25 protein-coding genes are annotated in these 24,545 nt (G+C 51.1%); 17 read left to right on the top strand and 8 right to left on the bottom strand.

The genetic code is table 11. From position 1 onward, the window contains the following. The first annotated feature begins 127 nt into the window (after window positions 1-127). From Q1K24_RS02025 to Q1K24_RS01985, 9 genes are all read left to right on the top strand, one after another. The gene (locus tag Q1K24_RS02025) at window positions 128-1,027 is read left to right on the top strand and encodes a PDC sensor domain-containing protein (protein WP_300365190.1); all 900 of its coding nucleotides are present in this window, start codon (window positions 128-130) and stop codon (window positions 1,025-1,027) included. Between the two features lie 61 nt (window positions 1,028-1,088). Further along, entirely contained in the window at window positions 1,089-1,706 is a 618-nt protein-coding gene (gene hisH / locus Q1K24_RS02020) for an imidazole glycerol phosphate synthase subunit HisH (protein ID WP_300365187.1), read from the top strand. Window positions 1,707-1,709: 3 nt separating this feature from the next. Further along, window positions 1,710-2,420, top strand: a complete 711-nt coding sequence (hisA, locus tag Q1K24_RS02015) for a 1-(5-phosphoribosyl)-5-[(5-phosphoribosylamino)methylideneamino]imidazole-4-carboxamide isomerase (RefSeq protein WP_300365184.1) — start codon at window positions 1,710-1,712, stop codon at window positions 2,418-2,420. 83 nt (window positions 2,421-2,503) lie between these two features. Then, window positions 2,504-2,881: a response regulator gene (locus Q1K24_RS02010; RefSeq protein ID WP_300365182.1), complete on the top strand. Its 378-nt coding sequence runs from the start codon at window positions 2,504-2,506 to the stop codon at window positions 2,879-2,881. Further along, on the top strand, window positions 2,881-3,711 hold the full coding sequence (locus Q1K24_RS02005; RefSeq protein WP_300365179.1) for a 50S ribosomal protein L11 methyltransferase: 831 nt from the start codon (window positions 2,881-2,883) through the stop codon (window positions 3,709-3,711). The genes Q1K24_RS02010 and Q1K24_RS02005 overlap by 1 nt, the downstream gene beginning before the upstream one ends. A 2-nt stretch (window positions 3,712-3,713) precedes the next feature. After that, the gene (gene ftsH, locus Q1K24_RS02000) at window positions 3,714-5,732 is read left to right on the top strand and encodes an ATP-dependent zinc metalloprotease FtsH (protein ID WP_300365176.1); all 2,019 of its coding nucleotides are present in this window, start codon (window positions 3,714-3,716) and stop codon (window positions 5,730-5,732) included. A gap of 6 nt (window positions 5,733-5,738) precedes the next feature. Next, the gene (locus tag Q1K24_RS01995) at window positions 5,739-6,359 is read left to right on the top strand and encodes a phosphatidylserine decarboxylase (RefSeq protein WP_300365173.1); all 621 of its coding nucleotides are present in this window, start codon (window positions 5,739-5,741) and stop codon (window positions 6,357-6,359) included. Continuing rightward, complete coding sequence (gene pssA / locus Q1K24_RS01990) at window positions 6,356-7,084, top strand: CDP-diacylglycerol--serine O-phosphatidyltransferase (protein ID WP_300365170.1); 729 nt, start codon at window positions 6,356-6,358, stop codon at window positions 7,082-7,084. Before Q1K24_RS01995 ends, pssA begins: the two co-directional genes overlap by 4 nt. 237 nt (window positions 7,085-7,321) lie before the next feature. Continuing rightward, complete coding sequence (locus Q1K24_RS01985; protein WP_300365167.1) at window positions 7,322-8,872, top strand: 2-isopropylmalate synthase; 1,551 nt, start codon at window positions 7,322-7,324, stop codon at window positions 8,870-8,872. 49 nt (window positions 8,873-8,921) lie between these two features. Here Q1K24_RS01985 and Q1K24_RS01980 read toward each other — a convergent pair whose 3' ends face one another. The 7 genes from Q1K24_RS01980 to trpS all read right to left on the bottom strand — a co-directional run bounded on the left by Q1K24_RS01980 (window position 8,922) and on the right by trpS (window position 15,624). Then, window positions 8,922-11,285, bottom strand: a complete 2,364-nt coding sequence (locus Q1K24_RS01980) for a tetratricopeptide repeat protein (protein WP_300365165.1) — start codon at window positions 11,283-11,285, stop codon at window positions 8,922-8,924. Between the two features lie 11 nt (window positions 11,286-11,296). Further along, on the bottom strand, window positions 11,297-12,541 hold the full coding sequence (gene serS, locus Q1K24_RS01975) for a serine--tRNA ligase (protein WP_300365162.1): 1,245 nt from the start codon (window positions 12,539-12,541) through the stop codon (window positions 11,297-11,299). Between the two features lie 53 nt (window positions 12,542-12,594). Beyond that, complete coding sequence (locus Q1K24_RS01970; RefSeq protein ID WP_300365159.1) at window positions 12,595-13,416, bottom strand: hypothetical protein; 822 nt, start codon at window positions 13,414-13,416, stop codon at window positions 12,595-12,597. A gap of 69 nt (window positions 13,417-13,485) precedes the next feature. Continuing rightward, window positions 13,486-13,707 (bottom strand): hypothetical protein, encoded by a 222-nt coding sequence (locus Q1K24_RS01965; protein WP_300365156.1) that lies wholly within the window; start codon window positions 13,705-13,707, stop codon window positions 13,486-13,488. Window positions 13,708-13,769: 62 nt separating this feature from the next. Then, complete coding sequence (gene crcB, locus Q1K24_RS01960; RefSeq protein ID WP_300365153.1) at window positions 13,770-14,153, bottom strand: fluoride efflux transporter CrcB; 384 nt, start codon at window positions 14,151-14,153, stop codon at window positions 13,770-13,772. Further along, window positions 14,150-14,500: a DUF190 domain-containing protein gene (locus Q1K24_RS01955; RefSeq protein WP_300365150.1), complete on the bottom strand. Its 351-nt coding sequence runs from the start codon at window positions 14,498-14,500 to the stop codon at window positions 14,150-14,152. The genes crcB and Q1K24_RS01955 overlap by 4 nt, the downstream gene beginning before the upstream one ends. 137 nt (window positions 14,501-14,637) lie before the next feature. Then, a complete protein-coding gene (gene trpS / locus Q1K24_RS01950) occupies window positions 14,638-15,624 on the bottom strand; it encodes a tryptophan--tRNA ligase (RefSeq protein WP_300365148.1) in 987 nt (328 codons plus the stop codon). 131 nt (window positions 15,625-15,755) lie between these two features. Here trpS and Q1K24_RS01945 point away from each other — a divergent pair, with 131 nt between their 5' ends. Together Q1K24_RS01945 and Q1K24_RS01940 are read left to right on the top strand one after the other, a co-directional pair. Next, entirely contained in the window at window positions 15,756-16,133 is a 378-nt protein-coding gene (locus Q1K24_RS01945) for a DUF6394 family protein (RefSeq protein ID WP_300365145.1), read from the top strand. A 6-nt stretch (window positions 16,134-16,139) separates the two neighbouring features. Further along, window positions 16,140-17,840 carry a potassium channel protein gene (locus Q1K24_RS01940; RefSeq protein ID WP_300365142.1) on the top strand — a complete coding sequence of 567 codons (1,701 nt, stop codon included), beginning with the start codon at window positions 16,140-16,142 and terminating at the stop codon, window positions 17,838-17,840. Window positions 17,841-17,925: 85 nt separating this feature from the next. Here Q1K24_RS01940 and der read toward each other — a convergent pair whose 3' ends face one another. Beyond that, on the bottom strand, window positions 17,926-19,314 hold the full coding sequence (gene der / locus Q1K24_RS01935; protein ID WP_300365139.1) for a ribosome biogenesis GTPase Der: 1,389 nt from the start codon (window positions 19,312-19,314) through the stop codon (window positions 17,926-17,928). Between the two features lie 115 nt (window positions 19,315-19,429). Here der and Q1K24_RS01930 point away from each other — a divergent pair, with 115 nt between their 5' ends. From Q1K24_RS01930 to kdsA, 6 genes are all read left to right on the top strand, one after another. After that, window positions 19,430-20,191, top strand: a complete 762-nt coding sequence (locus Q1K24_RS01930) for a DUF3108 domain-containing protein (RefSeq protein ID WP_300365136.1) — start codon at window positions 19,430-19,432, stop codon at window positions 20,189-20,191. 11 nt (window positions 20,192-20,202) lie between these two features. After that, a complete protein-coding gene (locus Q1K24_RS01925) occupies window positions 20,203-21,084 on the top strand; it encodes a DMT family transporter (RefSeq protein ID WP_300365133.1) in 882 nt (293 codons plus the stop codon). Between the two features lie 314 nt (window positions 21,085-21,398). Continuing rightward, window positions 21,399-22,130, top strand: a complete 732-nt coding sequence (locus Q1K24_RS01920) for a GGDEF domain-containing protein (RefSeq protein WP_300365130.1) — start codon at window positions 21,399-21,401, stop codon at window positions 22,128-22,130. A 15-nt stretch (window positions 22,131-22,145) separates the two neighbouring features. After that, a complete protein-coding gene (locus Q1K24_RS01915) occupies window positions 22,146-22,871 on the top strand; it encodes a diguanylate cyclase (RefSeq protein WP_300365127.1) in 726 nt (241 codons plus the stop codon). An 8-nt stretch (window positions 22,872-22,879) separates the two neighbouring features. Next, complete coding sequence (locus Q1K24_RS01910) at window positions 22,880-23,530, top strand: GGDEF domain-containing protein (RefSeq protein ID WP_300365124.1); 651 nt, start codon at window positions 22,880-22,882, stop codon at window positions 23,528-23,530. 2 nt (window positions 23,531-23,532) lie between these two features. Beyond that, window positions 23,533-24,327 carry a 3-deoxy-8-phosphooctulonate synthase gene (kdsA, locus tag Q1K24_RS01905; RefSeq protein WP_300365243.1) on the top strand — a complete coding sequence of 265 codons (795 nt, stop codon included), beginning with the start codon at window positions 23,533-23,535 and terminating at the stop codon, window positions 24,325-24,327. The last annotated feature ends 218 nt before the right edge of the window (window positions 24,328-24,545 follow it).

Raw genomic sequence — 24,545 nt, 5'->3', positions numbered from 1 at the left:
GGAAAACGTTAATATAACCCATTATAGTTAACACTCCATAAATGTTTATTGAATGAATGTATCGTCCCAAAGATAGATTACGTTAAAATTATCAAAATTCCATTTCGGCAACAATTCAAGGAACATCATGGTTATCAAAGAGATCCAGCAGTTTTCAGAAATCCGAACAAAAGCACGTGCCTATCTCTGCTATCTTATGGCAAGAAATATTCCGAACAAGACACCGGAAATCAATCTGGAGACGATTGTCGCCGCGTTGAAAAGAATCAAGAAAGAGATTAAGGATATCGATACGCTCTACGTTCTCGATGCCAAGGGACGGCAGATCATCGACAATATCAGCAGGACACAGGCATTCCGAACCGGTAAAGGAGAAAACCGTGCCGACAGGGCATACTACTACCGTGCCGTCCGCGAGAAACGGTGTATCCTGACAGATCCCTATCCTTCCCGAATCGAAGGAATTCTCGTCGTGACAGCCGCCTATCCTGTCTATAACGAGAAGGGGCAACTGCAGTTCGTCGTCTGTGCCGACATACCGCTTGACAAACTGCTCCATATGGTTCACCCCTCTTCGGGCGAGACGATGTTCGGGCGTTTTACACGCATCAGTTACGGGGCATTTTCTCTGGCGCTTCTTGCCGTGGCGTTTATTCTTTTCATCAACGGCGTCAAAAGTTTTTTTACGGCAGAACTCAATATTTTCAATATTGACATCAAAGAGATGTTCGAAGCGACGATTCTGCTGACGCTTTCTCTGGCTATTTTCGATCTTGTCAAAGCGATTTTTGAAGAGGAGGTGCTGGGCCAGCACAAAAAAGGGGAGCCGGACGAGATTCACAAAACGATGGTTCGCTTTCTCGGCTCCATCATTATCGCGCTGGCGATCGAAGCGTTGATGCTGGTCTTCAAATTTGCTATAATCGACCCCGAAAAACTGATCTACGCCGTCTATCTGATCGGCGGTGTGACACTGCTGCTCTTTGGGCTCTCGTTTTACCTCAAAAATATCAGAAAAGAGCGATGATTGAGTGAAGCGTGATTCATGAACAATGAAACGTGGTTCGTGAATGGATAAAAGGTGATGTGTGATAGCGATTATTGACTACAATATGGGGAATCTGGCCAGTGTGCGCAATGCACTGGAAAAGATCGGGGCGGCGTCAAAAGTTGTCTCCGACCCGGAGGAAGTGGGCAGATTTGACAAAATGCTGCTGCCGGGCGTTGGGGCCTTCGGGGATGCGATGGAGCATCTGAAACAAAACGGGATGGATGAGGCTGTCAAGGCATTTGCCAAGAGCGGGAAACCGATGCTCGGCATCTGCCTCGGCATGCAGCTGCTTTTTTCAAGAAGTCATGAGTTCGGCATGCATGAAGGGTTGAAACTCATCCCCGGTGAAGTGGTGCCTTTCGATACCAATCTGTTCGACAAGCCGCATAAGATTCCCCATATGGGATGGAACGAACTCTTCGTTCAGAAAGAGACACCCCTGTTTGCCGGTATGCCGCGCGATTTTTATCTCTACTTCGTCCACTCTTTCCATGCCGTCACGACGGATGAGTATGCGATCGGTCGGACATGGTATGGGTATGAGTTTGTGAGTGCCGTGCAAAACGGCAATATTTTCGGTATCCAGCCGCATCCGGAAAAATCGCATGACAACGGATTGAAAATCCTGAAAAATTTTATTGACATGAAGGTGTGACAGATGGAGATACTGCCAGCGATCGATCTCAAGGACGGAAAAGCTGTTCGTCTGACAAAGGGGTTGATGGAGAGTGCGAAAATCTATAGCGACGAGCCGTGGCAGCTCGCCAAAACATTTGAGGAGATGGGGTCGAAATGGCTTCATCTGGTCGATCTGAACGGAGCGTTTGCCGGCGAACCGAAAAATCTCGAACAGATTGAGCAGATCCGGAAAAACTGCAATCTGAAAATGGAGTTGGGCGGCGGCATACGGGATGAAGAGACGATACGGCGCTATCTCGATCTTGGAATCGATCGGCTCATACTCGGTTCCATTGCAGTCAAAGATCCCGGGTTTGTCAAAACGATGGCAGCGAAATATCCGATCGCCGTGGGTATCGACGCCATCGACGGATATGTTGCCGTCGAAGGGTGGGCCGAAGTGAGTCAGATGAAAGCGACCGAACTGGCCAGGGCATTTGCCGACTGCGGTGTCGAGGCGATCATCTGTACCGATGTGGGACGCGACGGTACACTTTCGGGCGTAAATGTCGATTTTACCGTAAGCATTGCCGAGGCAAGCGGCATCGATACGATCGCCAGCGGCGGAGTCCGCGATATCCACGATATCGAAGCGTTGCTGGCAACGGGTAGGGTGGCCGGTGTCATCGTCGGCAAAGCGTTTTACGAAGGGACACTCGATCTGCGCAAAGCGTTTGAGATCGTTGCGTGATGTGGTGTTAAAGAGTGCCCTTAAACTCCTTTAAATAGTGCAAACGATAAAATAATACTCAATTTATTGATGAAGGACCAACTTTGAAGATCATGGTGGTTGATGACAGTTCGACAATGCGTCGGATTATCAAAAATACGTTGAATCGATTGGGATACAAAGAGCTGCTGGAAGCGGCAGACGGCCAGGAAGCGTGGGATGTGATGCAGGCCAATAAAAGTGACATCGGAGTACTTATCACCGATTGGAACATGCCCAACATGAATGGTCTGGAACTGGTCAAAAAGGTACGCGGGGAGGCGGAATTTGAAGATATTCCGATCATTATGGTGACGACGGAGGGTGGAAAAGCCGAAGTGATTACGGCACTCAAGGCAGGTGTCAACAACTATATCGTCAAACCGTTCACACCGCAGGTACTGAAAGAGAAACTGGAAGCGGTTCTTGGCCTGAATGACTGATGACGGAGACCTATCACGAGCTGACGGTGACACCGTCGGCACATATTGACCTTTTCCTCGATTTTCTGCAGACACTCTTTCCCGATGCCATTGAAATAACCGACGCATCCCTCATTATCCGTTCCGAAGATGATGTCACACCGTTGATCGATGGTGTCAAAACATACGCGAATATACTTTCCGAGCGTCTGGGTGAACCGGTGGCGGTCGAGGTCTCTGTCGAAACGAAGGAGAATGTCGACTGGATTGCCAAGTATCGGGAAGCGATTCGTCCGGTGGAAGTGGGGGATTTCTATATCTACCCGAGCTGGGAGGCACCCAAAGAGGGCAAACGCAATATTATGATCGATCCTGCATTGGCGTTTGGTTCGGGTCACCACGAAACCACATCGAGCTGCCTGCAGGCGATCGGCCGGTATGTGAAAGAGGGAGAAACGCTGCTTGACGTAGGCTGTGGAAGTGGTATACTGGGGATTGCCGCAGCCATGTCGGGCGCGCGAGTCGATGCCTGTGACACCGATCCGCTTGCAGTCGAAAATGCGGAGAAAAATTTTGCACTCAACGATCAGCACCCCGACAATATCTGGGAAGGGTCGGCAAACGGCACCGACAGACGTTACGATATCGTTGTCGCGAATATTGTGGCCGATGTGCTCAGAATGGTTGCCAAAGACTTAAAAAAACGGACTAAAGAGAATGGAATATTGATACTTTCCGGAATAGTTGATACAAAAGAGGCACAGATCGACGAAACATTTGGCGATCTCGAGCTTCTGGAAACGATCGCCAATCGTGAATGGCGAACGAAAATTTATAAAAAACAAGGATAACAATGGCGGATAACAATCCAAAAAAAGATCCGAACGATCAGAATTTTTTCAATAAAAATCCTCTGCTGACATTTGCGATCTTCTCACTCCTGATTATTATACTTTTCAAGAGTTTTATCGGAACGCAGGAGGGGCAGTTTGGCGCGCAAAATCCAAGCGCCATGGGAACGGCACCCGTAACGCAGACCAAAACGATCCCCTATTCGGATCTGAAGAAGATGATCAAAGAGGGAAAGATCAAATTCGTATCGATCGGTCAGACTGTCATCAAAGGGGTGGCAAGCGAAGGGGGCTTCAAAACACTCTATATCGCAAAAAAGGTGGGCGAGGACAGTACACTCATCCCGCTGCTGGATGAAAAAGGGGTCGAATACAGCGGATACAGCGAAAACAACTGGCTGGGAGAGATCCTGTTTGGCTGGGTTTTGCCGATTCTGATCTTTTTCGGTATCTGGATGTTTCTGGCCAGCCGTATGCAGAAGAATATGGGTGGCGGCATTCTGGGTATGGGAAGTGCCAAGAAACTGGTCAATTCCGAAAAACCGAATGTAAAATTCGACGATGTCGCCGGTGTGGAAGAGGCCAAGGAAGAGGTGAAGGAGATCGTCGAGTTTCTCAAATATCCGGAGCGGTATATCCGGCTCGGCGCCAAGATACCAAAAGGTGTGCTGCTCGTAGGTCCTCCGGGTACAGGTAAAACGTTGCTGGCCAAGGCGGTCGCCGGTGAAGCGAATGTGCCATTCTTTTCGGTCAGCGGATCGAGTTTTATCGAGATGTTTGTCGGGGTCGGTGCGGCACGTGTGCGCGATCTTTTCGAACAGGCGAAGAAAGAGGCACCGGCCATCATTTTCATCGACGAGATCGATGCGATCGGCAAGAGTCGTGCGGCGAGTGGCCAGATCGGCGGGAATGACGAGCGCGAGCAGACGCTCAACCAGCTGCTTGCCGAGATGGATGGTTTCAGCTCCGATACACCGATTATTGTATTGGCGGCCACCAACCGTCCGGAGGTGCTCGATCCTGCACTGCTGCGTCCGGGACGTTTCGACCGGCAGGTGCTTGTGGACAAACCCGATTTCGAAGGCCGTATCAAGATTTTGAACGTGCATGTCAAACATATCAAAATGGCACCGAATGTGGATCTCGAAGAGATTGCACGCCTGACAGCGGGTCTGGCCGGAGCGGACCTCGCCAATATCGTCAACGAAGCGGCTCTGCTTGCCGGGCGTAAGAACAAAGAGCAGGTGGAGCAGGAGGATTTCCTCGAGGCGGTCGAACGTGCCATCGCAGGTCTCGAAAAGAAATCACGCCGTATATCTCCGAAAGAGAAGCGGATCGTCGCCTACCACGAAAGCGGACATGCCCTGATCGCAGAGACGACGCCGGGGGCCAAAAAGGTTTCGAAGGTCTCGATCATTCCGAGAGGTCTTGCCGCGTTGGGATATACGCTCAATACGCCGGAAGAGAACAAATATCTGATGCAGAAGCATGAGCTTGTCGCGGAGATCGACACACTTCTTGGCGGCCGTGCGGCCGAAGAGGTCTTTATCGGCGAGATTTCGACAGGTGCGAGCAACGACCTCGAGCGTGCAACCGATATCGTCAAAGCGATGGTGAGTCTCTACGGTATGAGCGATGTGGCCGGACTGATGGTTCTTGAAAAACAGACCAACATGTTTCTCGGTGGCGGGTACAGCCAGAAAGATTACAGCGAAAAGACGGCCGAAGAGATGGACGACTTCATCAAAGGCTTTCTGAACGAACGCTACCGGCATGTTGTCAGCCGGCTCAAAGAGTATCATGAAGCGATCGAAGAGATGGTGGAAGAGCTCTTCAAAGCGGAAACGATCGAAGGGAAGAAGGTACGGGAGATCATTCGCGAATTTGAAAAGAAGCATGGTATCAAAACAAAACTGGTCAATGATAAAGCGGCCATAGAAGAGGAAGAAAAGTCGGAGACTCCGGCGGTCGATCAGGACTCCCCTGCCGTTTCCGATAGTTCCGACAAAGGGGAGGGATAACCGGAAATGACCGGGAATGGCACGATCCTGCCCCAGGGCTGGCGATACATTCTCCCAGTATGGGGATTGACGCTATTGGTGCTGATATTCAGCGATGCAATCCTTTTGAACCTTCTTTTGATACTCCTCAGTTTTTTTGCGGCATACCTCTTTTTCGTTCCGAATCGGGTGCCGCTCGACTCGGGATCCGAGGCTCTCATCGCGCCGGTTGACGGGATTGTATCGAAAATCGAAGAGAAGGATGGTGCAATACATCTGCAAATCAAAAAGAGGCTTTTCGATGTCACGGCCGTTCGTGCTCCGCTCGATGGTGACGTGGTGGCTTCTGAGTACCTTCATGGTCTCTTTCTCGCGACGGATGATCCCAAGGCATCCCGTCTGAACGAACAGGTTGCTATCGGGTATCGATGGGAGGATATGACGATCCGGATGCGGATCGTGTGCGGCTTTTATTCGTTCGGACTTCCTGCAACTATTTCCGAGGGTCCGGTGCGTACCGGTGAAACTCTTGCCGTTCTGTCGGAAGGGTGTGTTCATCTCACGCTGCCGAAAAGTCTCTCCCTTGCGATCTCTTCGGGAGACGCAGTGTTGGGCGGCCAGTCCGTATTGGCCCGAAAAACTGTATGAACGGCCGCTCTTTCCATTTTATCTACATTCTTCCCAATCTTTTTACGGCAGCCTCCATTTTTACGGCAGTTATCGCGATTGTCTCCGCGATACAGGGCCATTTCGAAAAATCGGCATGGCTCATTTTTCTCTCCCTGCTGTTCGATGGCCTGGATGGACGGGTCGCCCGTCTGACCCATACAACGAGCAGATTCGGAATCGAGTTTGATTCGCTTGCGGATATCGTGGCATTCGGGGTCGCCCCGGCACTGCTTCTTTACTGTTTCATCGGTCAGGAATATGGCCGATTCGGTATACTCGTGATGGCCCTCTATATCATTTTTGGAGCCGTACGTCTTGCACGTTTCAATGTCATGAGTCCCAATACCGATCCGACTGTTTTTATCGGATTGCCGATTCCGACAGCGGCTGTTTTCGTTTCGATCTGGATTTTGATGTTTGAACGGTACGCGATGCCACACTCATACGGCTGGATTCTACTCGTTTCGACCCTCCTCATATCGTTTTTGATGGTCAGCAATATTCGGTATCCGAGTTTCAAGAGAATCAATCTGAAAAAGCCTATGATAATGAAAACACTCGTTCTGCTCATCGTCATGGCATCTCTGATGTATCTCTTTCCTGTGGAAGGTTTTGCACTGATGATAACACTCTATATTTTGTGGGGTCCATTACGGACACTTCGTACGATTATGGTAAAAAATAGGGCAAAGAAGGGGCAATGAAAGAAAAAAATTATCAACTAATAAGAATATCAAAGTAGAGCAGCTGGTGTAATATGATATACTTCCATTATCAAAAAGGAAGGAGACATGATGTACGGAACCGAAACGGGCCGAATTATCGCAATCAAACATTTACCGAAAATCGAAATCAAAAACACTCTCCTATCCGAACTCTTCTGATTCCTACAACCATTCAAACAGACCACATTATTTTAAAGATTTGAAGGACATACCACTATGAAACAAGATAGAGTCTATATATTTGATACTACATTACGAGATGGAGAACAGAGCCCCGGTGCTTCGATGAACACCGAGGAGAAAATCAAGATCGCCATGCAGCTGGAACGACTCGGTGTCGATATCATCGAAGCCGGTTTCGCTGCGGCGAGTCCGGGCGATTTCGACGCGATTTACCGCATTGGCGAGGTGGTCAAAAAGAGTACAGTCTGTTCGCTTGCACGTGCAGTGGAACGGGATATCGTTCAGGCAGGCGAATCCCTTGCAGCAGCGGCACACAAGCGTATTCACACCTTCATCGCCACCAGTCCCATTCATATGGAACACAAACTGAAAATGACGCCGGACGAAGTGGTAGGGCGTGCCGTCGAAGCGGTCAAACTTGCGAAAACCTTTACCGATGATGTCGAGTTCAGCTGCGAGGATGCCGGCCGCAGCGAGATGCCCTTTTTGAAAGAGATTCTCGATGCGGTCATCGAAGCCGGTGCGACAACGCTCAATATTCCCGATACAGTCGGCTATCGCCTTCCCCAGGAGATGGGCGAGATGATCAAAACGTTGCACGAACATGTAGGTGAACGGGCGATCATATCGGTTCACTGCCATAACGATCTCGGACTGGCAGTCGCCAACTCGCTCTTTTCTGTCATGAATGGGGCGCGCCAGGTGGAGTGTACGATCAACGGCCTGGGAGAACGTGCGGGCAATGCCGCGCTCGAAGAACTCGTGATGGCGATGAAGACACGCTCCGATGTCTTTCACGATGTCGAAACCGGTATCAACACACGGGAGATCTACCCCACCAGCCGGCTTGTCGCTGCGATCACGGGTATCGAACCGCAGCCGAACAAAGCGATCGTCGGAAAGAATGCTTTTGCACATGAAAGCGGCATTCATCAGGATGGTGTTCTGAAATGCCAGGAGACTTATGAAATCATGCGGGCGGAAGATATCGGACTGGAGGCGAACCGTATCGTTCTGGGCAAACACAGCGGCCGCCATGCCTTCAAGGAGCGATTGGAGGAGCTCGGCTTCGAACTGAGTCCAGAGGATTTGAACAAAGCATTCGACCGCTTCAAGATTCTTGCCGACAAGAAAAAAGAGATTTACGACGACGATATCCGGATGCTGATTGCCAACGAGATCACCAACATTCCGCAGACGTATGAGCTGGTCGGCCTGCAGATCGCCGACTGCTCGGGAGGTGTGCCGAGTGCCGCCGTCAAGATCCGACATGAGGGTGAAGAGCTGCTGGATGCCGGAATCGGTGACGGGACGATGGATGCCATCTTCAAGACAATCGACCGCATCAGCGGCCATACCGGACAGCTGATGGATTACCGGGTCGAAGCGGTGACGCAGGGCAAAGATGCCCTCGCCAAAGTGGTGGTCAATGTCCGATTCGACGAGAGCAAAAACGCCGTCATCGGCCACGGCCTCAGCATCGATACGATGCTCGCCAGTGCAAAAGCCTACATCGGCGCACTGAACAGCTATCTTTCGATGGTTCCGGACGACTGTCGTCTCGACGATTGCGAAGGAGTCTGAAAAAGCCCGACGGGCTTTTTCAGACGCTTAACACTCAACACTAGGCGCGTCAGCGCGTCTCACTCCCCACTATTTTCGCAGCCTTGCCATTGCGAAGGTAGCCCGTCACATCGAAATCGAAAAACTCCGACCGGAAAGTGCCGTTGGGTATTTTCCCAAACTGAATAACAGCCGCATCGACATTCCCCTCTTCAAGATGGAGCAGTCCGAGTGCGTAACGGCTTTCGAGATTGTTCGGATCGGTCAGTTTCGCCAGCTGAAGAAGTGCCGATGCGTTGGCGGGGTGGCCGGCTCCAACCGAGGCGACGGCGGAAAGGAAGAGAGTGCGGCTGTCCTGCATACCATATTTGTCCACCAGCTGATTGAAAAGAACATAGGCTTTTTCATATTTCTGCAGATAGATGTCACACAAAGCAAGCGCTTCGATGATGCCAACCGGATCGCCTCTCTCTTCGATCACTCTCTCCTCCAGCCCCTCTTTGAACCGATAGAGCGTACCTGTGATGAATCGCAATGCGATATAGTTTTCTCGTGTAAAGGCACTGCCGTAATAGACGGCATCCAGATTCAACGGATGCTCTTTGAGATATCTCTGTGCTTTGGCACTGAAGCGCTTGATATCTTCGTTCCTGTAACGGATTTGCAGATAGAGCAGGTTGGCCAGAACATCGTCGGCCATGCGGTTACGCAGTTTTTTTGCACGTTGCTCCGCCTCGTTCCAGATCCCTTCATTGGCAGAAATCAAAAGATCGAGCAGCAGGTAGATGGGACGGCTGTCGTGGCCGCTTGTAAGCCATTTGTTCGCAGCGGAAAGGTTTCCTTTGTAAAAGTAGAAGAGCGCCTGGTGGAACCGCTCCGTTTCGGTGGGATTGACCATGCGGCTCAAATCGTCGTTGACAAACTGTTCGATCTGGGGAATCGGTTTGCCGGTGAGTGTTTCACACATCAGCGCGAAAATGGCGGAGAGATAGTTCGATGCATCGAGATGGTAGCTTCTGAGAAAGTGCTGATGGGCTTTGGAAAAGTTGCCAAGCTGTGCATAGGTGAGTGCCAGATTGTAATGCAGGATCGAGTGGTTCGGATACCGTTCGAGCGCATCCTGCAGAAGTCTGTTGGCTTTGCGCAGCCGGTGATCGATCGCCGCTTTGATCGCTTTGGAAATTTGAAGATTGACATGCGAAATACTCGAGCTTCGTGAAAGATATTTTGCCGCCTCCGGCGCTTCGTCGACGTAGATCGAGGCGTTCCCCTTTTTGATGTAGTTGAGTGTCTGTGTGGCATTGAAAACTTTGAAGGGTGCGAACTCGAAAAGGAGTCTGTATGCGTTTGGCGGAGCAATGATCTCTTTGGCGGAATAGCGTCTCTGTGCGGCGTGAATATCGTAAACGGAAGGGGCCAGTTTCGTTTTGATCGGATAGAGGTCGTTCCCTTTTCCTTTGAAATCGGTATGCAGTTTCTGAAGAATATCCGCCGCCTTTTGCGGCATCATGTTCTTCAGCTGGACCAGAGCGAGTGCTTTGCGGCTTTTGAGCGGATCGTCCGACTCCTCTACGGCCCGCTGAAGATAGCGCACTGCAACGGGGTAGTCGCCGATTTTCGCATAGAGCTGGCCAAGCAGAAGGAGATCGTGAGGTGCAATGTTTTTTTCCATCAGATCGATGGCCTTGAGAGGGCGGTTGAACACTTCATAGGCAACGGCACCGATACGGTTGAGCTCTTTGAGGTAGCTCTGCGATGTCGGATGGTTCACCGCGCTCAATATCTCGAAATAGTTGCCTTTGTAGTAGTTGATCAGTGCGTATAGATAGCTGTAGAGAGAGGAGTTGTAGCTGTCGGGCAGGTTCGCTTCGGCCATGTCGAGGTAGTACTCGAACCGTTTTCTGTCTTTGAGATGGAGCGCACACGCCGCCGCGTTGACGGCGCTGATACATCGGTTTTCTCCGTTCTGAATCGCTTTTTTGAAGGATTGGATCGCATCCTCGTAACGTTCCTGGCGCATCTGGGCGACACCAAGATTGTAGTAGGAGATCGATGCACTGTAGCTGGCGATCTGCTCGAAAAGGTTCAGTGCCTCTCTCTTGTTGCCCCGTTCGTAGAGAATGTTGGCTTTCTTGATCATCCGTTCGATCTGGGAAGGTGTGGCGAGAGGTTTCAACTCTTCGGAGGATCTGATCTTTTTTGCAATATCCGACGGATTCACGGTTTCGATAGGCGCCGGTTCCTTTTTGGTCAGAAGGAGGATGACAACAAGGAGGAGAAGCACGGCGGCGGCACCGATGCCACCGATCAGTAAAATGAGATTTTTTCTCCCTTTTCTCTCTCCCTGAGGCGGCCCACCCTCCTCCGGTTGTTCCGGCGAAGAGGGTTCTCCCTCTTCCTCCTCGAGTATGATGACCTCTTCTTCCTCAGCCATGCATCACCTTTTCAAAGATAGGGCCTCAGGATTTCCGGAACGACGATCGAACCGTCCGCCTGCTGATAATTCTCCATAATCGCAATCAGCGTCCTGCCGACGGCGAGGCTGGAACCGTTCAATGTATGGACGAGCCGGTTTTTTTTCTCCTCTTTGTAGCGGATTCGGGCACGTCTTGCCTGGAAATCGCGGGTATTGGAGATGGAACTGATTTCGCGGTATCGTCCCTGGCCTGGCAGCCACACCTCCAGATCGACCGTTTTGGCCGCACTGAAGCCCATATCGCCGGCACAAAGAAGCATATGTCGGTGGGGAAGCCCCAGCGATGTCAGCAGATCGGATGCACAGGCGACCATTTCGTTGAAAACCCGGTCGCTCTCTTCAGGCGTTGTAATGGCGACCAGTTCCACCTTGTCGAATTGGTGCTGCCGTATCATGCCCCGCGTATCGCGTCCTGCCGAACCCGCCTCTTTGCGGAAACAGGGTGTATAGGCTGTCAACCGCTGCGGCAGCTCCTCTTTTTTCAGAATCTCGTCCCGAAAAAGATTGGTAACGGGCACCTCTGCCGTTGGAATCATATAGAGCTCTTCCCCTTCGATTTTGAAAAGATCGTCGGCGAATTTCGGCAGCTGGCCCGTTCCGAAAAGCGATTCGGCATTGACCATGAATGGGACGTACACCTCCTCGAAACCGCGATCACGGTTGAAATCGAGCATATAGTTGATCAGCGCGCGTTCGAGACGTGCCCCCTCGTAACGAAGTGCGCTGAATCGGCTTTTGGCAATTTTGACACCCCGCTCGAAATCGATCCAGCCGTTGCGTTCGGCCAGTTCCCAGTGCTCCCTGGGTTTGAAATCGAACGATGCCGGTTCCAAAACGCGCTTGATCTCAACATTCGCCTCTTCGTCTTCGCCGTCCGGTACGTCGGGGTCGGGTATGTTCGGGATCGTTGTCGCCAGTTCGGCAAGTCTCTCCTCGAGCACCCGAACCTCCTCGTTCAGTGCGGCGATACGCGCCTTGTTCTCGGCAACCTCCTTCTGAAGTTGCGTAACATCTTTGCCTTCGCGTTTGTATTGACCGAAGAGTCTGCTTTTGGCATTCTGTTCCGCCTGTGCCGCTTCGAGACGTGCCCGGACCGCTTTCTTCTCCTCGAACAGCGTTTTGATTCTTTCCAGTACCCCCTCTTCGACCCCCCGCCGCTTCAGCGCCGCCGAAACGGTATCGAACTCTTTTTCAACCTGTCGCAGATCGACCATCACCTTCCTTCCGTCGTAATATGATTCCCATTGTATAAAAAATCGGTTTAGCTTCAGATATCATCGGCCAGATTGTAGGCTTCCGCCGAGACAATTGCCGTGAAGTAGACCATCCAAAGAAGCATGAGAATACCGATGGGCAGAAGAATCACGGTGCCGATACTGATGCCCATCACAAGTCCGACACCGAAAAGGATCAGCATCCAGAGTGTCACGAGTTTGAAGTAGCTTCCTGTAAATGCGGCGCTCCAGAAACGTGTCGAAAAAAACATGAACACGGCGTTGAAGGCATCCGAAAAGGTTCGCTGAAAAAGGGCGTAGCCATAGACCAGAGGCCAGAGATAACTGAAAAAGAGCGACGTGATCAGCAGGAACAGGATGGTTGGCGTACTGACGCCCATGATCTGTACGTAAAATGCATAGAGCTCTTCCGGAGAGGAGTCTGGGCCGGGCTGCTGGTGCTGCATGGCCGCGACCATTTCGAATCCTCCGGTGATCCAGAAGATGCCGACGGTAACGATCATCATAATGATCGAAAAGATCATGAACCCGACATAGTAGCCTGCCGCCGGCGAGAAAAAGGCGAACATCATCGTTTTGATCTTTTCCGTGGCGACTCCCTCTTTGAAAGCGTCCATGCTGCCGGACTCTTTTATCCGGTCGACGACCCAGTATCCGAGCGCATAGAGGACGATCGCCTGAACGACGGAGGCGATGAATCCAAGAACCGGCACGATGGAGAGAATGGAGAGCAGAATAAGTGCCAGTGCTACGATGACGGTATTTTTCCATCTGCCGCTGATGGCGATCCATGTATAGCTCATTGCCGTATGGATTGGCGATGTTACGAGTGTTTCATCCGAAAAAATGCGCATCGAACTATCCTTGTGCCGGGAGATGAATCCATTTTACATAAAAGATATTGATAGTGCGCTAAAATCGTCTCATATCTCCTTCGGGCAGGCGAGTTCGACACGGATCGTCAGTTTTTCTCCCTCTTCAGTCACGTAAAAGCGGTGCTTCTTGCAGTAGTTGGCATTCATGTGGTTGATCAGTTTGAGGGCGGCCAGTTCCGCCTCGGCTTTGTCGTCAAAATGTTTGGGAAGGGTGAGATCGTCATCTTTCCTGACACAACTGCACCGTTTTTCGATATCGACTGTATACATATTCAGGCTCCTTTCGATATTGTCTCTCTACGCTTTGAGATTGGGTTCTGTTCAAGACGCAATTATCCGTACATTTTCTTAAAAAGGATCATCCCGGCGATCGTGGCCGCGATACATAACAATGCGTTCAGCGTGATATTGGCGAATGCGCGTCCCCATAGACTCTCCTGAAGCATCGTGACCGTTTCGAGCGAAAAGGTCGAGAATGTCGTGAGGGCACCGAGCATGCCGGTAATAATGAACGCTTTCTGATGGGGTGCAATGACATTTTCGAAATAGAGCGCCATGAATCCGATGATGAAACTGCCCAGGACATTGACGCCCAGTGTACCGACAGGAAAAAGAAGAGGTGAAAATTTCTGGAGCCAAGAACTGATGAGAAAGCGAAGAACGGCACCGACGAAACCACCGGTTCCGACCGCCAACAGAAGTCCGGTTTGCATCATTGGCTACCATGTTTCGGGTGTTTGTAGGCGATGACTTCAACATCGCCCATTGTTACGAACGCCTCTTCGATCCAGTCGTTCGCGAGACGGAGAAACTTCGTGATCTTCTCTTCCGTATCGATGATCTCCACGATAAGCGGCAGCTTCTGGCTGAGTGTCCAGACATTGAAGGCCATGATGTCGGAGTGCGCTCCGAAACCGGCGACACCTTTGATAACGGTAGCACCCGATATATCCATCTCTTTCGCTTTTTTCAACAGGTACTCCCAAAGCGGCTGGCCCTCGTATTTCTCTTCGTTGCTGATAAAGATGCGGATCAGTTTGCGTTTTCCCAGAAAGCGTTTCACGATTCTCTCCTTTGATCTCGTTACACGGTTACAAAAACCGTTCGTCCCACTCCATTGTCGATTGCCAATGCCGTATCAACGGATTCGCATTCGCCGGACTACAGGGGTCGGGGGCAGCTTCACCCATCCATCGCCGACTAGATGTCGCAGGAGATTTCAAACACGGCACGGTTGGCTTTCTCCATTGTCGCGGACGCTTCGGCTTTCGCCGCCGCATTGCCCTTTTCGATAATTGTGTCGATGGTGTCATCGTCGAGATTCGCCCGTCGTTCGCGCATCGGCTCGAGCAGGCGTTCGATGCTTTGGGCACATATCTTCTTGCAGTCGACGCATCCGATGGCGCCGGCACGGCAGTCGGCATCGATCTTCTGTACGACGGCATCTTCGGTCAACGCCTTGTGGTAGTCGAAAACAAGGCAGACATCGGGGTCGCCCGGATCGTTGCGCCGTACCCGCTGCGGGTCTGTTTTCGCTCCCCGAAGCTTCTCCCAAACCTCTTCGGGCGTGTCGGAAAGAAAAATGGCATTGTTGTAGCTTTTGCTCATTTTGCGTCCATCGAGTCCCGGAAGACGCGACGTTTCGGTCAGCATCTCTTTCGGCTCTTTGAATACTTCACAGGAGAAGAGGTGGTGGAAACGGCGGACGATTTCCCGTGTAATCTCCAGATGCGGTTTCTGATCTTCCCCGATCGGCACGAGATCGGCCTGGTACAAAATAATATCCGCCGCCTGCAGGACCGGATAGGTCAGGAAACCGGCGGTATGGATCTCTTTGTGCTGCATCTGTGCCAGCTGATCCTTGTAGGTCGGGTTGCGCTCGAGCCAACCCAGCGGGGTGATCATATTCAACAAAACATAGAGTTCCGCATGCTCTTTGATGGCACTTTGGACGAAGAGTGTCGATTTGTCCGGATCGATACCGGCCGCGATCCAGTCTTTGACCAGTTCGCGTCCCAGAAGCTTCAGGTTGAGTTTGTCTTCGTAGCTGGTTGAAAGAGCATGCCAGTCGGCGACGAAAAAGTGACAGTCGTTCCCCTCCTGGAGATGGACCCAGTTGTTGAGCACGCCCAGATAGTGTCCGAGATGGAGTTTGCCCGTCGGGCGCATACCGCTGACGATTCGCATCGATAATCCTTGCCATAAATGTTTCCGGGATTATACCGGATGATCATTTTAGTACGGTTTAATCCGTATGAGATTACAATTTACAATTAGAACCCGTCTCAAAAATCCTTATAGGCGACCAAAGGAATCATATGAATCTGGAAAAGGTGATTGCAGGCTTTTTTATTATTTTGGCGCTGACGATGAACTTCGGTTTTTTCTATGGCGATCCAACCGTGCTGGAGCAGCACAACCGGTACGAGCTCTTTGCGGCCATCATCGTCAACCTGATCGCTACCATCTACAAACTCGGCGATAAAACGCAATTGGGCGCCGTCCTGTTGGCAACCAGTCTCGTCGCGGATATTCAGCTGATTGGTGCCGCTTCGATCTGGGCATTGGGCGAATATGTGACGGGCATGAACGTGGAGACGGTCACGGCGATTATCTCCTTTTCTGGGGGTGCGCTTCTGGCCAATATTACATCCGTGGTACTCTTCACGGGTGACGTGCTGAAATCCAAAAGGTAACGTTCTTTGGGCAACAACTCTCTCTTTCTGATCATCAAACGCATGCGGACGCCGATGTTCGTGCTGGTGATCACATTTGCTATCTCGATTCTCGGGATGGTCATGATTCCCGGTATGGACGAAAACGGGAAACCGTACCATCTCTCCTTTTTTGATGCATTCTATTTTGTCAGCTACATGGCGACGACGATCGGTTTCGGAGAGTCGCCGTACGATTTTACCTATCCGCAGAAACTCTGGGTCGGTTTCTGTATCTATCTGACCGTTATCGGATGGTTTTACGCCATCGGTTCCATCATTACGTTGGTGCAGGACAAAGTATTGGCTGCGCAGATCGCCCTGGCGCAGTTTCAGCGCAAAATCCGCAAGATGGATGAGCCTTTCATCATCTTCGTCGGCTACAACTCCATGACGCGGCAGATTATCGATCGCCTGACCCATGACGGTATTCGGAGTGTCGTCATCGAGAAAAACGAGAGCAAAATCAAAGAGTTGACACTGGAGGACTATGCGATTGAGGTACCCGCGTTGGCAGGGGATATCCGCGATCCAAAAATTTTCAAAATCGCAGGCATTCATAAGCAAAACTGCCGGGCGGTCGTATCGCTCTTCAATGACGATGTGATGAATCTGCATGTCGCACTCTCGGCGAAGCTGATGAACAAACATGTCATGGTGGTCGTCGAGGCGACACAGGACGAGTATGGGCAGAACCTCAAGACGATCGGTGCCGATGTGGTGGAGAATCCTTTTAAAATTGTGGCGAAGCGTATCTACCTCTCCCTGACGTCGCCATCGCTGCTGATGATCGAACAGTGGCTCTACGGGGATCCACTCGTTCTCCGGAAAAAAGATAGGCTTCCGAAAAAAGGGAAATACATCGTCTGCGGATATGGCCGGATGGGAACAGCGCTTGAAGTAGGGCTCCGGCGTGCCGGTATCGATTATGTCTTTATTGAGGCGAGTCCCGAAAAAGCCGCGAAAGCGCGTAGCGGCGAGAAGGTGATGGTGGGGGATGCCGACGACAAGAAAATCCTGCTCAAAGCGGATGTGCAGGAAGCGACCTGTATCATTGCCGCCACGAAAGACGATCTGCTCAACCTCTCGATCATCATGGCGGCAAAACGCATCAATCCCGACATCTATACGATTGCCAGGGAGAATCACATTGCCGATACGGTCGTTTTCAAAGCGGCAAAGATCGATCGTGTCATTATGATTGAAACGCTGATGATCAACAAAACCTACAATGTGCTTGCGCGTCCTCTGGCCGACCGCTTTATCAGGCTGATGGCCTATCGCGGTGAGTCATGGGGGAAAAAAGTTGTCGAACTGATGAAGGAGCATATCAACAACAATCCCGAGACACTGGAAACGGTCATCGATGTCAACCATGCCTATGCGCTGGTCAACCATCTCAGTGAAACGGGCGAAGAGGTCCCCTACAGTGTTCTTTATCGACGACGTGACGACTGGAGAAAAGAGAATCCGCTGCTTATTCTCTATATTCGGCGGGATGACGAGGAGATACTGCTTCCGGATCCGTCATTGCCCATCAAGATCGGGGATGAGGTTCTCTTTGCCGGCACCAAAGATGCCTTTGAAGATGTGGAGTACATTATGGAGAATATCTACGAACTCTACTATGTGATGCAGGGAAAGGAGTGCGAGCTTTCACTCGCATGCAAGCTGACGCTCGATTTTTGAGTTTTGAGTGCGTTAAAAACGGTTTTTAACCCAAAAATTGACCAAGACCCTTGACAATTCTCTGCGAGCTACGCTCGCAGACTACTCACTCTTCTTCCTCTCTTTCTCCCCGTTTTTTCGGCACCAGAACGAGTGGAGTGCCTTCGAAATCGAAGGCTTCCCGCAACTGGTTGCTCAGATATCGCAGATAGCTGAAGTGAATGCCTTTCGGGCGATTGGAGATCAGCGCGATTTTCGGCGGTTTGATGGCATACTGCGAGGCGAAGAGAATATTGACCGGCTTCCCTTTGTGGCTCGGAATGTGGTGCCGGATCGTCGCCTGCCTGATCACTTCGTTCAGTTCGCGTGTCGGTATATGCCGGGTATAGTTTTCGAACACGTTCAAAATCATGTCGTTGATTTTATGGACGCGTTTTTTCGATTTGGCCGAAATGGTAATGACAGGTGCCCAGCTCAGAAACTTGAAGCGGTAGCGTATCTCTTTGACCATCTCTTCGTAGCTTCCGAGCGCTTCATCCCACTTGTTGAGAATGATGATGCATCCGAGTTTGTATTCGTCGACCAGTCCCGCGATCTTTTCATCCAGTTCGCTCAGCGGTTCGCTGGCATCGAGAACCAGCAGGGCGATATCGGCACGTTCGAGCATCTGTCGTGTTCTTCCGAGGGCGTACCGTTCGATTCCCTGAATCTTTCCGCGTCTTCGCAGACCGGCGGTGTCGACGAAGGTGACGGTTTTGTCACCGAGAATCATCTGCTCGTCGACCGGGTCGATCGTCGTGCCCGCCACATCGCTGACGACGGCACGCTCCTCGCCGAGCAGGGCATTGAGCAGCGAGCTCTTTCCGACATTGGTCCGGCCGATGATCGCCACGCCGATTCGGCTGAGATCTTCCTCTTCCTGCAGCGTTCCGCTTTCATCGAACTGTTCGATCAGGTTTTCCAGTGCATCCGCTTCATCCATTTCCATGACAAACCGCTCAATTTGCGGTTCATCGAGGTGGTTTTTGATCCAGTCGATCAACTGCCCGACCCGTCGGTTGTGGGAAACCGAGATGGCGAACATGTTGTCGGCACCGAATTCGCTGAACTCCCAGGCACGCTCCTCCTCTTTGTCGTTGTCGATTTTGTTGATGACGAGGGCGATCGGTTTGCCGAGTGCCTGCAGACGGTAAAAGAGCTGTTTGTCCCGGTCATCCGGCAATGCCTTGCCATCGACCATGTAGACAATGATATCGGCAGCTTCCGCCGCTTCGATCGCCTTGTTTTTGACACGTCTGAAAAGTTCGCTGCTCTCGTCGATACCGCCCGTATCGAGAATCTCCGCCTCTTTTCCATCGAAATCGATGATCTCTTTCTTGACATCGCGTGTCGTGCCTGCCATATCGGATGTGATGGCGATACGGCGCTTGGCAAAACGGTTGAAGAGGGAACTTTTTCCTACATTGGGTTGTCCCAGAATCGCTATTTTTTTCATCTCTCTCTTTAGTACACAATTTTCTGGCAGTATATACCAAATGGTAAATTTGTCAACAATTTAGTGCGATTTTATCCTATTTATGATTAAATTGCCGGATAAAGGGGGATAGAAGATGGTTCGACGGCTTGTTTTTGCGCTGCTTTTGATGGCCCTTTCACTCTCTGCCGAGACGATGGTGGCCAGATATGTCGTGGAGTACGGTATTTTTGGAAAAATGGGAGTCGCGAAAGCCAGGTTGACGAAAGAGAATGGCCATTATGAAATCGTTATGAAAGCGGAAGCGACCGGATTGGCCAAAGTTCTCAGTGGCGGCCGGGTCGAAACATACCGAAGTACCGGAACGATTCTGGAAGGCCGGCTGGTGCCGGAGAGTTATTCGAAAGATATCAGGCGATCCGGAAAACGCCGTATCAAAATCTACCGGTTCGACCATCTTCATCGTATCGTGAATTTTCACGAGAAAAACTTCAAGAACGGAAAACTCGTCAAAGAGAAGAATGAATCGCTTCCCTATTATGCCAACAATGACATTTTTTCTCTCTACTTCAATATCATGGATATCGTTGGCGACTGCACCAAGCCATTCGATCGCAATCTTCATGCCGTCGGTGCGGAAAAAAAGAGCGGGAAGGTGCGTGTCGAGACAGTGACGGGTAGAAAACGGAACGAAATCAAAGACCTTCTCGGCGACGCTCCCTGCTATCTGAAAGTGACCGTTTACCAGAAACTCTTCGGCTCCAAGGGGGGTGAACTCTATCTGGCGTTGGGTCACGACAATGTCGTCAGGAAGGCGGTTCTCAAAGATGTCATCATGTTCGGTGACGTTCGTGGGCGTTTGATCGATTTCGAAACCGACGACAAGTCCCGCCATTGAAAAGAAGATTCATGCGGCTCGATGCCGGTATCCGCTATATGCTGTTCGCTTCTTTGATGTTTGCATTGATGGGTGTGTTTGCCAAACTGTTGAGTCAGACCATGCCGTCGCTCGAAGTGGTTTTTTTCCGCAATGTCTTCGGTGTTTTTTTGGTGGCTTCCACGCTGGTGAAGAAGCCAATGCGCCATACGGGCGGGAAACCGCTGCTTCTGGTTTTCAGAGGGTTGATGGGTTTTCTGGCACTGCTCGCCTTTTTTTACAATATCGCCCACATCCCGTTGGGAGATGCCATGACCTATTCGAAAACCTCTCCTGTTTTTACCGCTTTTTTCGCCTGGCTTTTTCTGCGTGAAAAGATGGGTGTTGCGGGCTGGAGCGCTCTTCTGTTTGGATTTGCCGGTATCGTTCTGATCGCCAAACCGACGGGACTGATGCTCGACAAGACGGCGTGGCTTGGAATTTTCAGTGGTATCGGGGCAGCTCTGGCCTATACGGCTGTACGGGAGTTGAAACGCTATTACGATACCCGTGCCATTGTGCTTTCGTTTATGGGAATCGGTACCATCGGCCCGCTCATTCTGATGGCAGCAAGCCCCTATGTCGATTCGCCCGAGCTCGATATGCTTTTTGGAGACTTTGTCATGCCGGCCGGTCGGGCATGGATCTACGTGATTGTAATGGGCCTGTTCGCGACACTCGCGCAGATCTATATGACGAAAGCCTATGGTGTGACCAAAGCCGGTGTCGTCGGTGCGGTCAGCTACAGCAACATTCTCTTTTCGATTCTTCTTGGACTTCTCATCGGCGATCCGTTCCCGGACTGGATGACATGGACTGGCATTTTTCTGATCGTGGCGGCGGGTCTGACGGTCACACGCGTGAAAACATCGTAACTGATATTAGCCTTTTGGCAGAACGTCATCTCGGAAGCGTGAGCTTTCGTAGTTTTAGGGGGTTGCAAGGGTGAGAGCCGTAAGCGGACGACACCTGCGTGTCGTTCGTAGGCTCGAAACCGTAGGCGATGTGTGAAACACCGCCGCAGGCAGTCCCTGCCAAGTCATGGGCTTCGCTCAACTTGCGTAACATCGGATCGTAACCAAGAGGCTTTATCCCCAACGCCGTTTGGCCGATATTTAAAGCATCCGGACACTCCCTCCCCATGTTGCGTTGGGTTCGGTATAAGAGAAATTATGATAAAGTAACTGCTATGTTGAAATTCGACAAACCGGTATGGAAAATTGCGGTAGAGGCTTTTTTTGCAGCTGTCGCTGCAAGTACGCTGATGACCGGCTTCCAATGGATACTGATAAACGTGGGAGTCGGCGGCGGATCCAACCTTCTTCTGGCCTTGATGAGTGCCGCCTATCTCACCTTTTTTCTATTGGTTTTTTATCACCTTCTGCGCCAGAAAGCGATGATCGATCGTGTCAAAAAAGAGGAAGACGAGCAGATGCTTCGTGACGAGACGACCCGTCTCTACAAAAGCAAAGTCTTCAAGGAGCTGGCCGGGACGCAGATCCGGATGTGCAAACGAAACAGCTGGCCGGTCGGAATGGTCATCATGGATATCGACAGATTGGGAATGATTAACAAGACGTATGGTTTCGATGCGGGCAACCAGGTGTTGAAACATTTTGCGACAATCATCAAGGAATCGGTGCGGGAGAGTGATCTCGTTGCCCGTTTTGATGACGATCGGTTTGCTCTGCTGTTACCGAACTGTGATGCGAGAAATGCCAAACGGGTGATTCAGCGGATTCAAAATCATATTCTTTCGGAACCGCTCAAAGTGGGGAAGGCAACGATCAAAATTCCATTTTCTTCCGGTGTCGTCTCGTTTGCCGGCAAAGTGGCCAAATTCAACCATCTGGTCAACCGTGCGACCGAAGCGTTGGAGCAGGCGAAGCGCAAAGGCGGCAACCGTATCGAACTATTCTGAAAGGACAGGTAGAGCATGATCACGAAAAAACGGTATAAAATTTTGGGTGCACTGATTGGAGGCATCTTTTTGACGAGTGCTGCCGCGTGGCTGCCGGTCATGATCGACTATCTGGTGAAGCTTGATATTCCGGCTTCTATCGCCATCAATGCCGGTTATGGCATTTTCTTCATACTTGCGGCGATCGTATCGTATGTTTTTGTGACAGAGTTGATCAAAGCACGTATTCAGATCAAACGATGCGACGAAGTGCTCGAGACATCGAAAACGACCCAACTGCATGACAAACAGCTTTTTCATACCATTGCGAAGAAACAGATTCTTCTGGCCAAACGCAACAACTGGCCTGTCAGCATGGTGGCGATATATATTCAGCCGATGAAAGGGCACATTACGGCCGACAAAGATGTGAGTGTCCAGATCCGGGACATCGTACTCGGTGAGCTCGGGTCGGTTTTACGTGGCAGCGATATGACGGGAAGTTTCACGAAAAACGAATATCTGGTTTTTCTGCCCAACTGCTCTGCCGAACATGTCGATGAGATTGCCCAGCGCATCATGGTGCGTATCGCCAACAAAAAGATCATTGTAGATGACAATACGACATACCACCTGGAGTGCAAAATCGGCATTGCGTCACTGGAGCCCAGTGCAGCGGAGTTGAAACGACTGGCAAATCGGGCGCTCGAAGCGCTCGATCGTGCAAAAGAGAAAGAGAACAATGTCATTGAAACCTACTAGGATCGGCTATGAATGAGATCTGTCTGGGGGCGATTGCCGTTTTGGTCCTGCTTGCAGGCGGATTTGGGTTTTTATGGTTCAGGAGCAACCGGTCGCTGAAGGCGAGCGAAAAGAAGATCGCCTCGCTGAACGAGGAGGTTCAGGCAGCGAGATCACTCGATGAAACCACCGGTGCGTTCAACTATCCCTTTTTCGTCAAGACTGCCAATGTGCAGATCAAACTGGCCCGGCGTCACCGTTGGCCGGTCTCCCTGATGGTTGTCGACATCGATCAGCTCGAAAAGATCAATCTGCGTTACAGTTTCAAAACGGGTGACAGTGTACTCAAGCATTTGACCGAATCGATTCAGAGTGTTGTCAGAAGCAGCGATGTCCTTGGACGTTTCGGCGGTTCCGGCATTTTTATTCTGCTGCCGGAGTGCGATACTGACGATCTTCCGACCGTATTCGAGCGAATCGACCAGAAAATCAAACAGTCACCATTGATGCAGGGGAACAAGCGGATCGATTACCGAAGAAGTGCCGGTGCCGTAACAATGTACGGGATGCAGATCCACCTGAACCAGATGCTCGGTCTGGCGGAAGATGCCTTGAATGTTGCAAAAGAGAAGAAAAAAGAGCTGATAATTTTCGATAAAGAGGGAATAGAGGTAAAATGAAAATGATTCTGATAGCGGGTCCGTGTGTCATCGAGAGCCGGGATAATGTCATGCGCATCGCCGAGTCGCTGAAGCGGTACGATGAAGATGATACGATCGATTTCTATTTCAAAGCGAGTTTCGACAAGGCCAACCGGACGTCGCTGGAGAGCTACCGGGGCCCCGGCCTCGAGGAGGGGATGAAAATATTCGCAGAGGTCAAGCAACGATTCGGCTACAAGACATTGACGGATGTGCATGAATCCTGGCAGGTGCCGCTTGTGGCCGAAACGGTGGATGCGCTGCAGATACCGGCTTTTCTGTGCCGCCAGACCGACCTGCTGGTGGCGGCTGCCAAAACCGACTGCATCGTCAACATCAAAAAGGGGCAATTCATGGTGCCCGCGGATATGCAGTATTCGGTGCTCAAAGTGCTCAAAACACGCGGGTATGAAACGGCCGATTACGAAACGAGCAAAAAAGCGAACGTCTGGCTGACGGAACGGGGTTCGACATTCGGATACGGCAACCTCGTCGTCGATATGCGTTCCCTTCCGATCATGCGCAAATTTGCTCCGGTCATCTTCGATGCGACCCACAGCGTCCAGATGCCGGGGCAGGGCGGCAAGACCGGCGGCGACAGCTCGTTCGTTCCCTATCTCGCACGTGCCGCAGCCGCGACCGGTGTTGACGGCTTCTTTTTCGAAACCCACTTCGATCCCTCCGTCGCCCTCAGCGACGGACCCAATATGATCCGCCTCGAACATCTCGATACACTGCTTGGACAGATCCGGGCGATCCGGGAGATTGTGGAATAGTTTGTGAGAATGTGAGAGCGGTGCTTCGCACCTTTGTGGGAAGGTGAGAGGGTGAGAGGGTGAGAAAGTAAGATTCTCTTTATTTTTTACAATTTACACTCTTACAAAGGCGCACCGCGCCGATCTCACATTCTAACAAGCCGCCCCCGGCGGCGCCTCACACTCCCACAAAGGTGCGAAGCACCGTTCCCACACTCCCACCAGCGCGAAGCGCGTTC

This window comes from Hydrogenimonas sp. (genome assembly GCF_029932565.1).
Classification (GTDB): Bacteria; Campylobacterota; Campylobacteria; order Campylobacterales; family Hydrogenimonadaceae; genus Hydrogenimonas.
This window is presented reverse-complemented; position numbering and strand designations above follow the sequence as displayed.

What these genes read in the sequence shown, in the direction of transcription:
- serS (WP_300365162.1), bottom strand. Translation starts at nt 12,541, where the DNA reads ATGGTCGATCTGCGACAGGTTGAAAAAGAGTTCGATACCGTTTCGGCG.
- der (WP_300365139.1), bottom strand. Translation starts at nt 19,314, where the DNA reads ATGAAAAAAATAGCGATTCTGGGACAACCCAATGTAGGAAAAAGTTCC.
- pssA (WP_300365170.1), top strand. Translation starts at nt 6,356, where the DNA reads ATGAACGGCCGCTCTTTCCATTTTATCTACATTCTTCCCAATCTTTTT.
- Q1K24_RS02025 (WP_300365190.1), top strand. Translation starts at nt 128, where the DNA reads ATGGTTATCAAAGAGATCCAGCAGTTTTCAGAAATCCGAACAAAAGCA.
- Q1K24_RS01985 (WP_300365167.1), top strand. Translation starts at nt 7,322, where the DNA reads ATGAAACAAGATAGAGTCTATATATTTGATACTACATTACGAGATGGA.
- ftsH (WP_300365176.1), top strand. Translation starts at nt 3,714, where the DNA reads ATGGCGGATAACAATCCAAAAAAAGATCCGAACGATCAGAATTTTTTC.
- Q1K24_RS01965 (WP_300365156.1), bottom strand. Translation starts at nt 13,707, where the DNA reads ATGTATACAGTCGATATCGAAAAACGGTGCAGTTGTGTCAGGAAAGAT.
- trpS (WP_300365148.1), bottom strand. Translation starts at nt 15,624, where the DNA reads ATGCGAATCGTCAGCGGTATGCGCCCGACGGGCAAACTCCATCTCGGA.
- Q1K24_RS01995 (WP_300365173.1), top strand. Translation starts at nt 5,739, where the DNA reads ATGACCGGGAATGGCACGATCCTGCCCCAGGGCTGGCGATACATTCTC.
- crcB (WP_300365153.1), bottom strand. Translation starts at nt 14,153, where the DNA reads ATGATGCAAACCGGACTTCTGTTGGCGGTCGGAACCGGTGGTTTCGTC.
- Q1K24_RS01910 (WP_300365124.1), top strand. Translation starts at nt 22,880, where the DNA reads ATGAATGAGATCTGTCTGGGGGCGATTGCCGTTTTGGTCCTGCTTGCA.
- Q1K24_RS01920 (WP_300365130.1), top strand. Translation starts at nt 21,399, where the DNA reads ATGTTGAAATTCGACAAACCGGTATGGAAAATTGCGGTAGAGGCTTTT.
- Q1K24_RS01925 (WP_300365133.1), top strand. Translation starts at nt 20,203, where the DNA reads ATGCGGCTCGATGCCGGTATCCGCTATATGCTGTTCGCTTCTTTGATG.
- Q1K24_RS01970 (WP_300365159.1), bottom strand. Translation starts at nt 13,416, where the DNA reads ATGCGCATTTTTTCGGATGAAACACTCGTAACATCGCCAATCCATACG.
- Q1K24_RS01915 (WP_300365127.1), top strand. Translation starts at nt 22,146, where the DNA reads ATGATCACGAAAAAACGGTATAAAATTTTGGGTGCACTGATTGGAGGC.
- kdsA (WP_300365243.1), top strand. Translation starts at nt 23,533, where the DNA reads ATGATTCTGATAGCGGGTCCGTGTGTCATCGAGAGCCGGGATAATGTC.
- Q1K24_RS01945 (WP_300365145.1), top strand. Translation starts at nt 15,756, where the DNA reads ATGAATCTGGAAAAGGTGATTGCAGGCTTTTTTATTATTTTGGCGCTG.
- Q1K24_RS01980 (WP_300365165.1), bottom strand. Translation starts at nt 11,285, where the DNA reads ATGGCTGAGGAAGAAGAGGTCATCATACTCGAGGAGGAAGAGGGAGAA.
- Q1K24_RS01930 (WP_300365136.1), top strand. Translation starts at nt 19,430, where the DNA reads ATGGTTCGACGGCTTGTTTTTGCGCTGCTTTTGATGGCCCTTTCACTC.
- hisA (WP_300365184.1), top strand. Translation starts at nt 1,710, where the DNA reads ATGGAGATACTGCCAGCGATCGATCTCAAGGACGGAAAAGCTGTTCGT.
- Q1K24_RS02005 (WP_300365179.1), top strand. Translation starts at nt 2,881, where the DNA reads ATGACGGAGACCTATCACGAGCTGACGGTGACACCGTCGGCACATATT.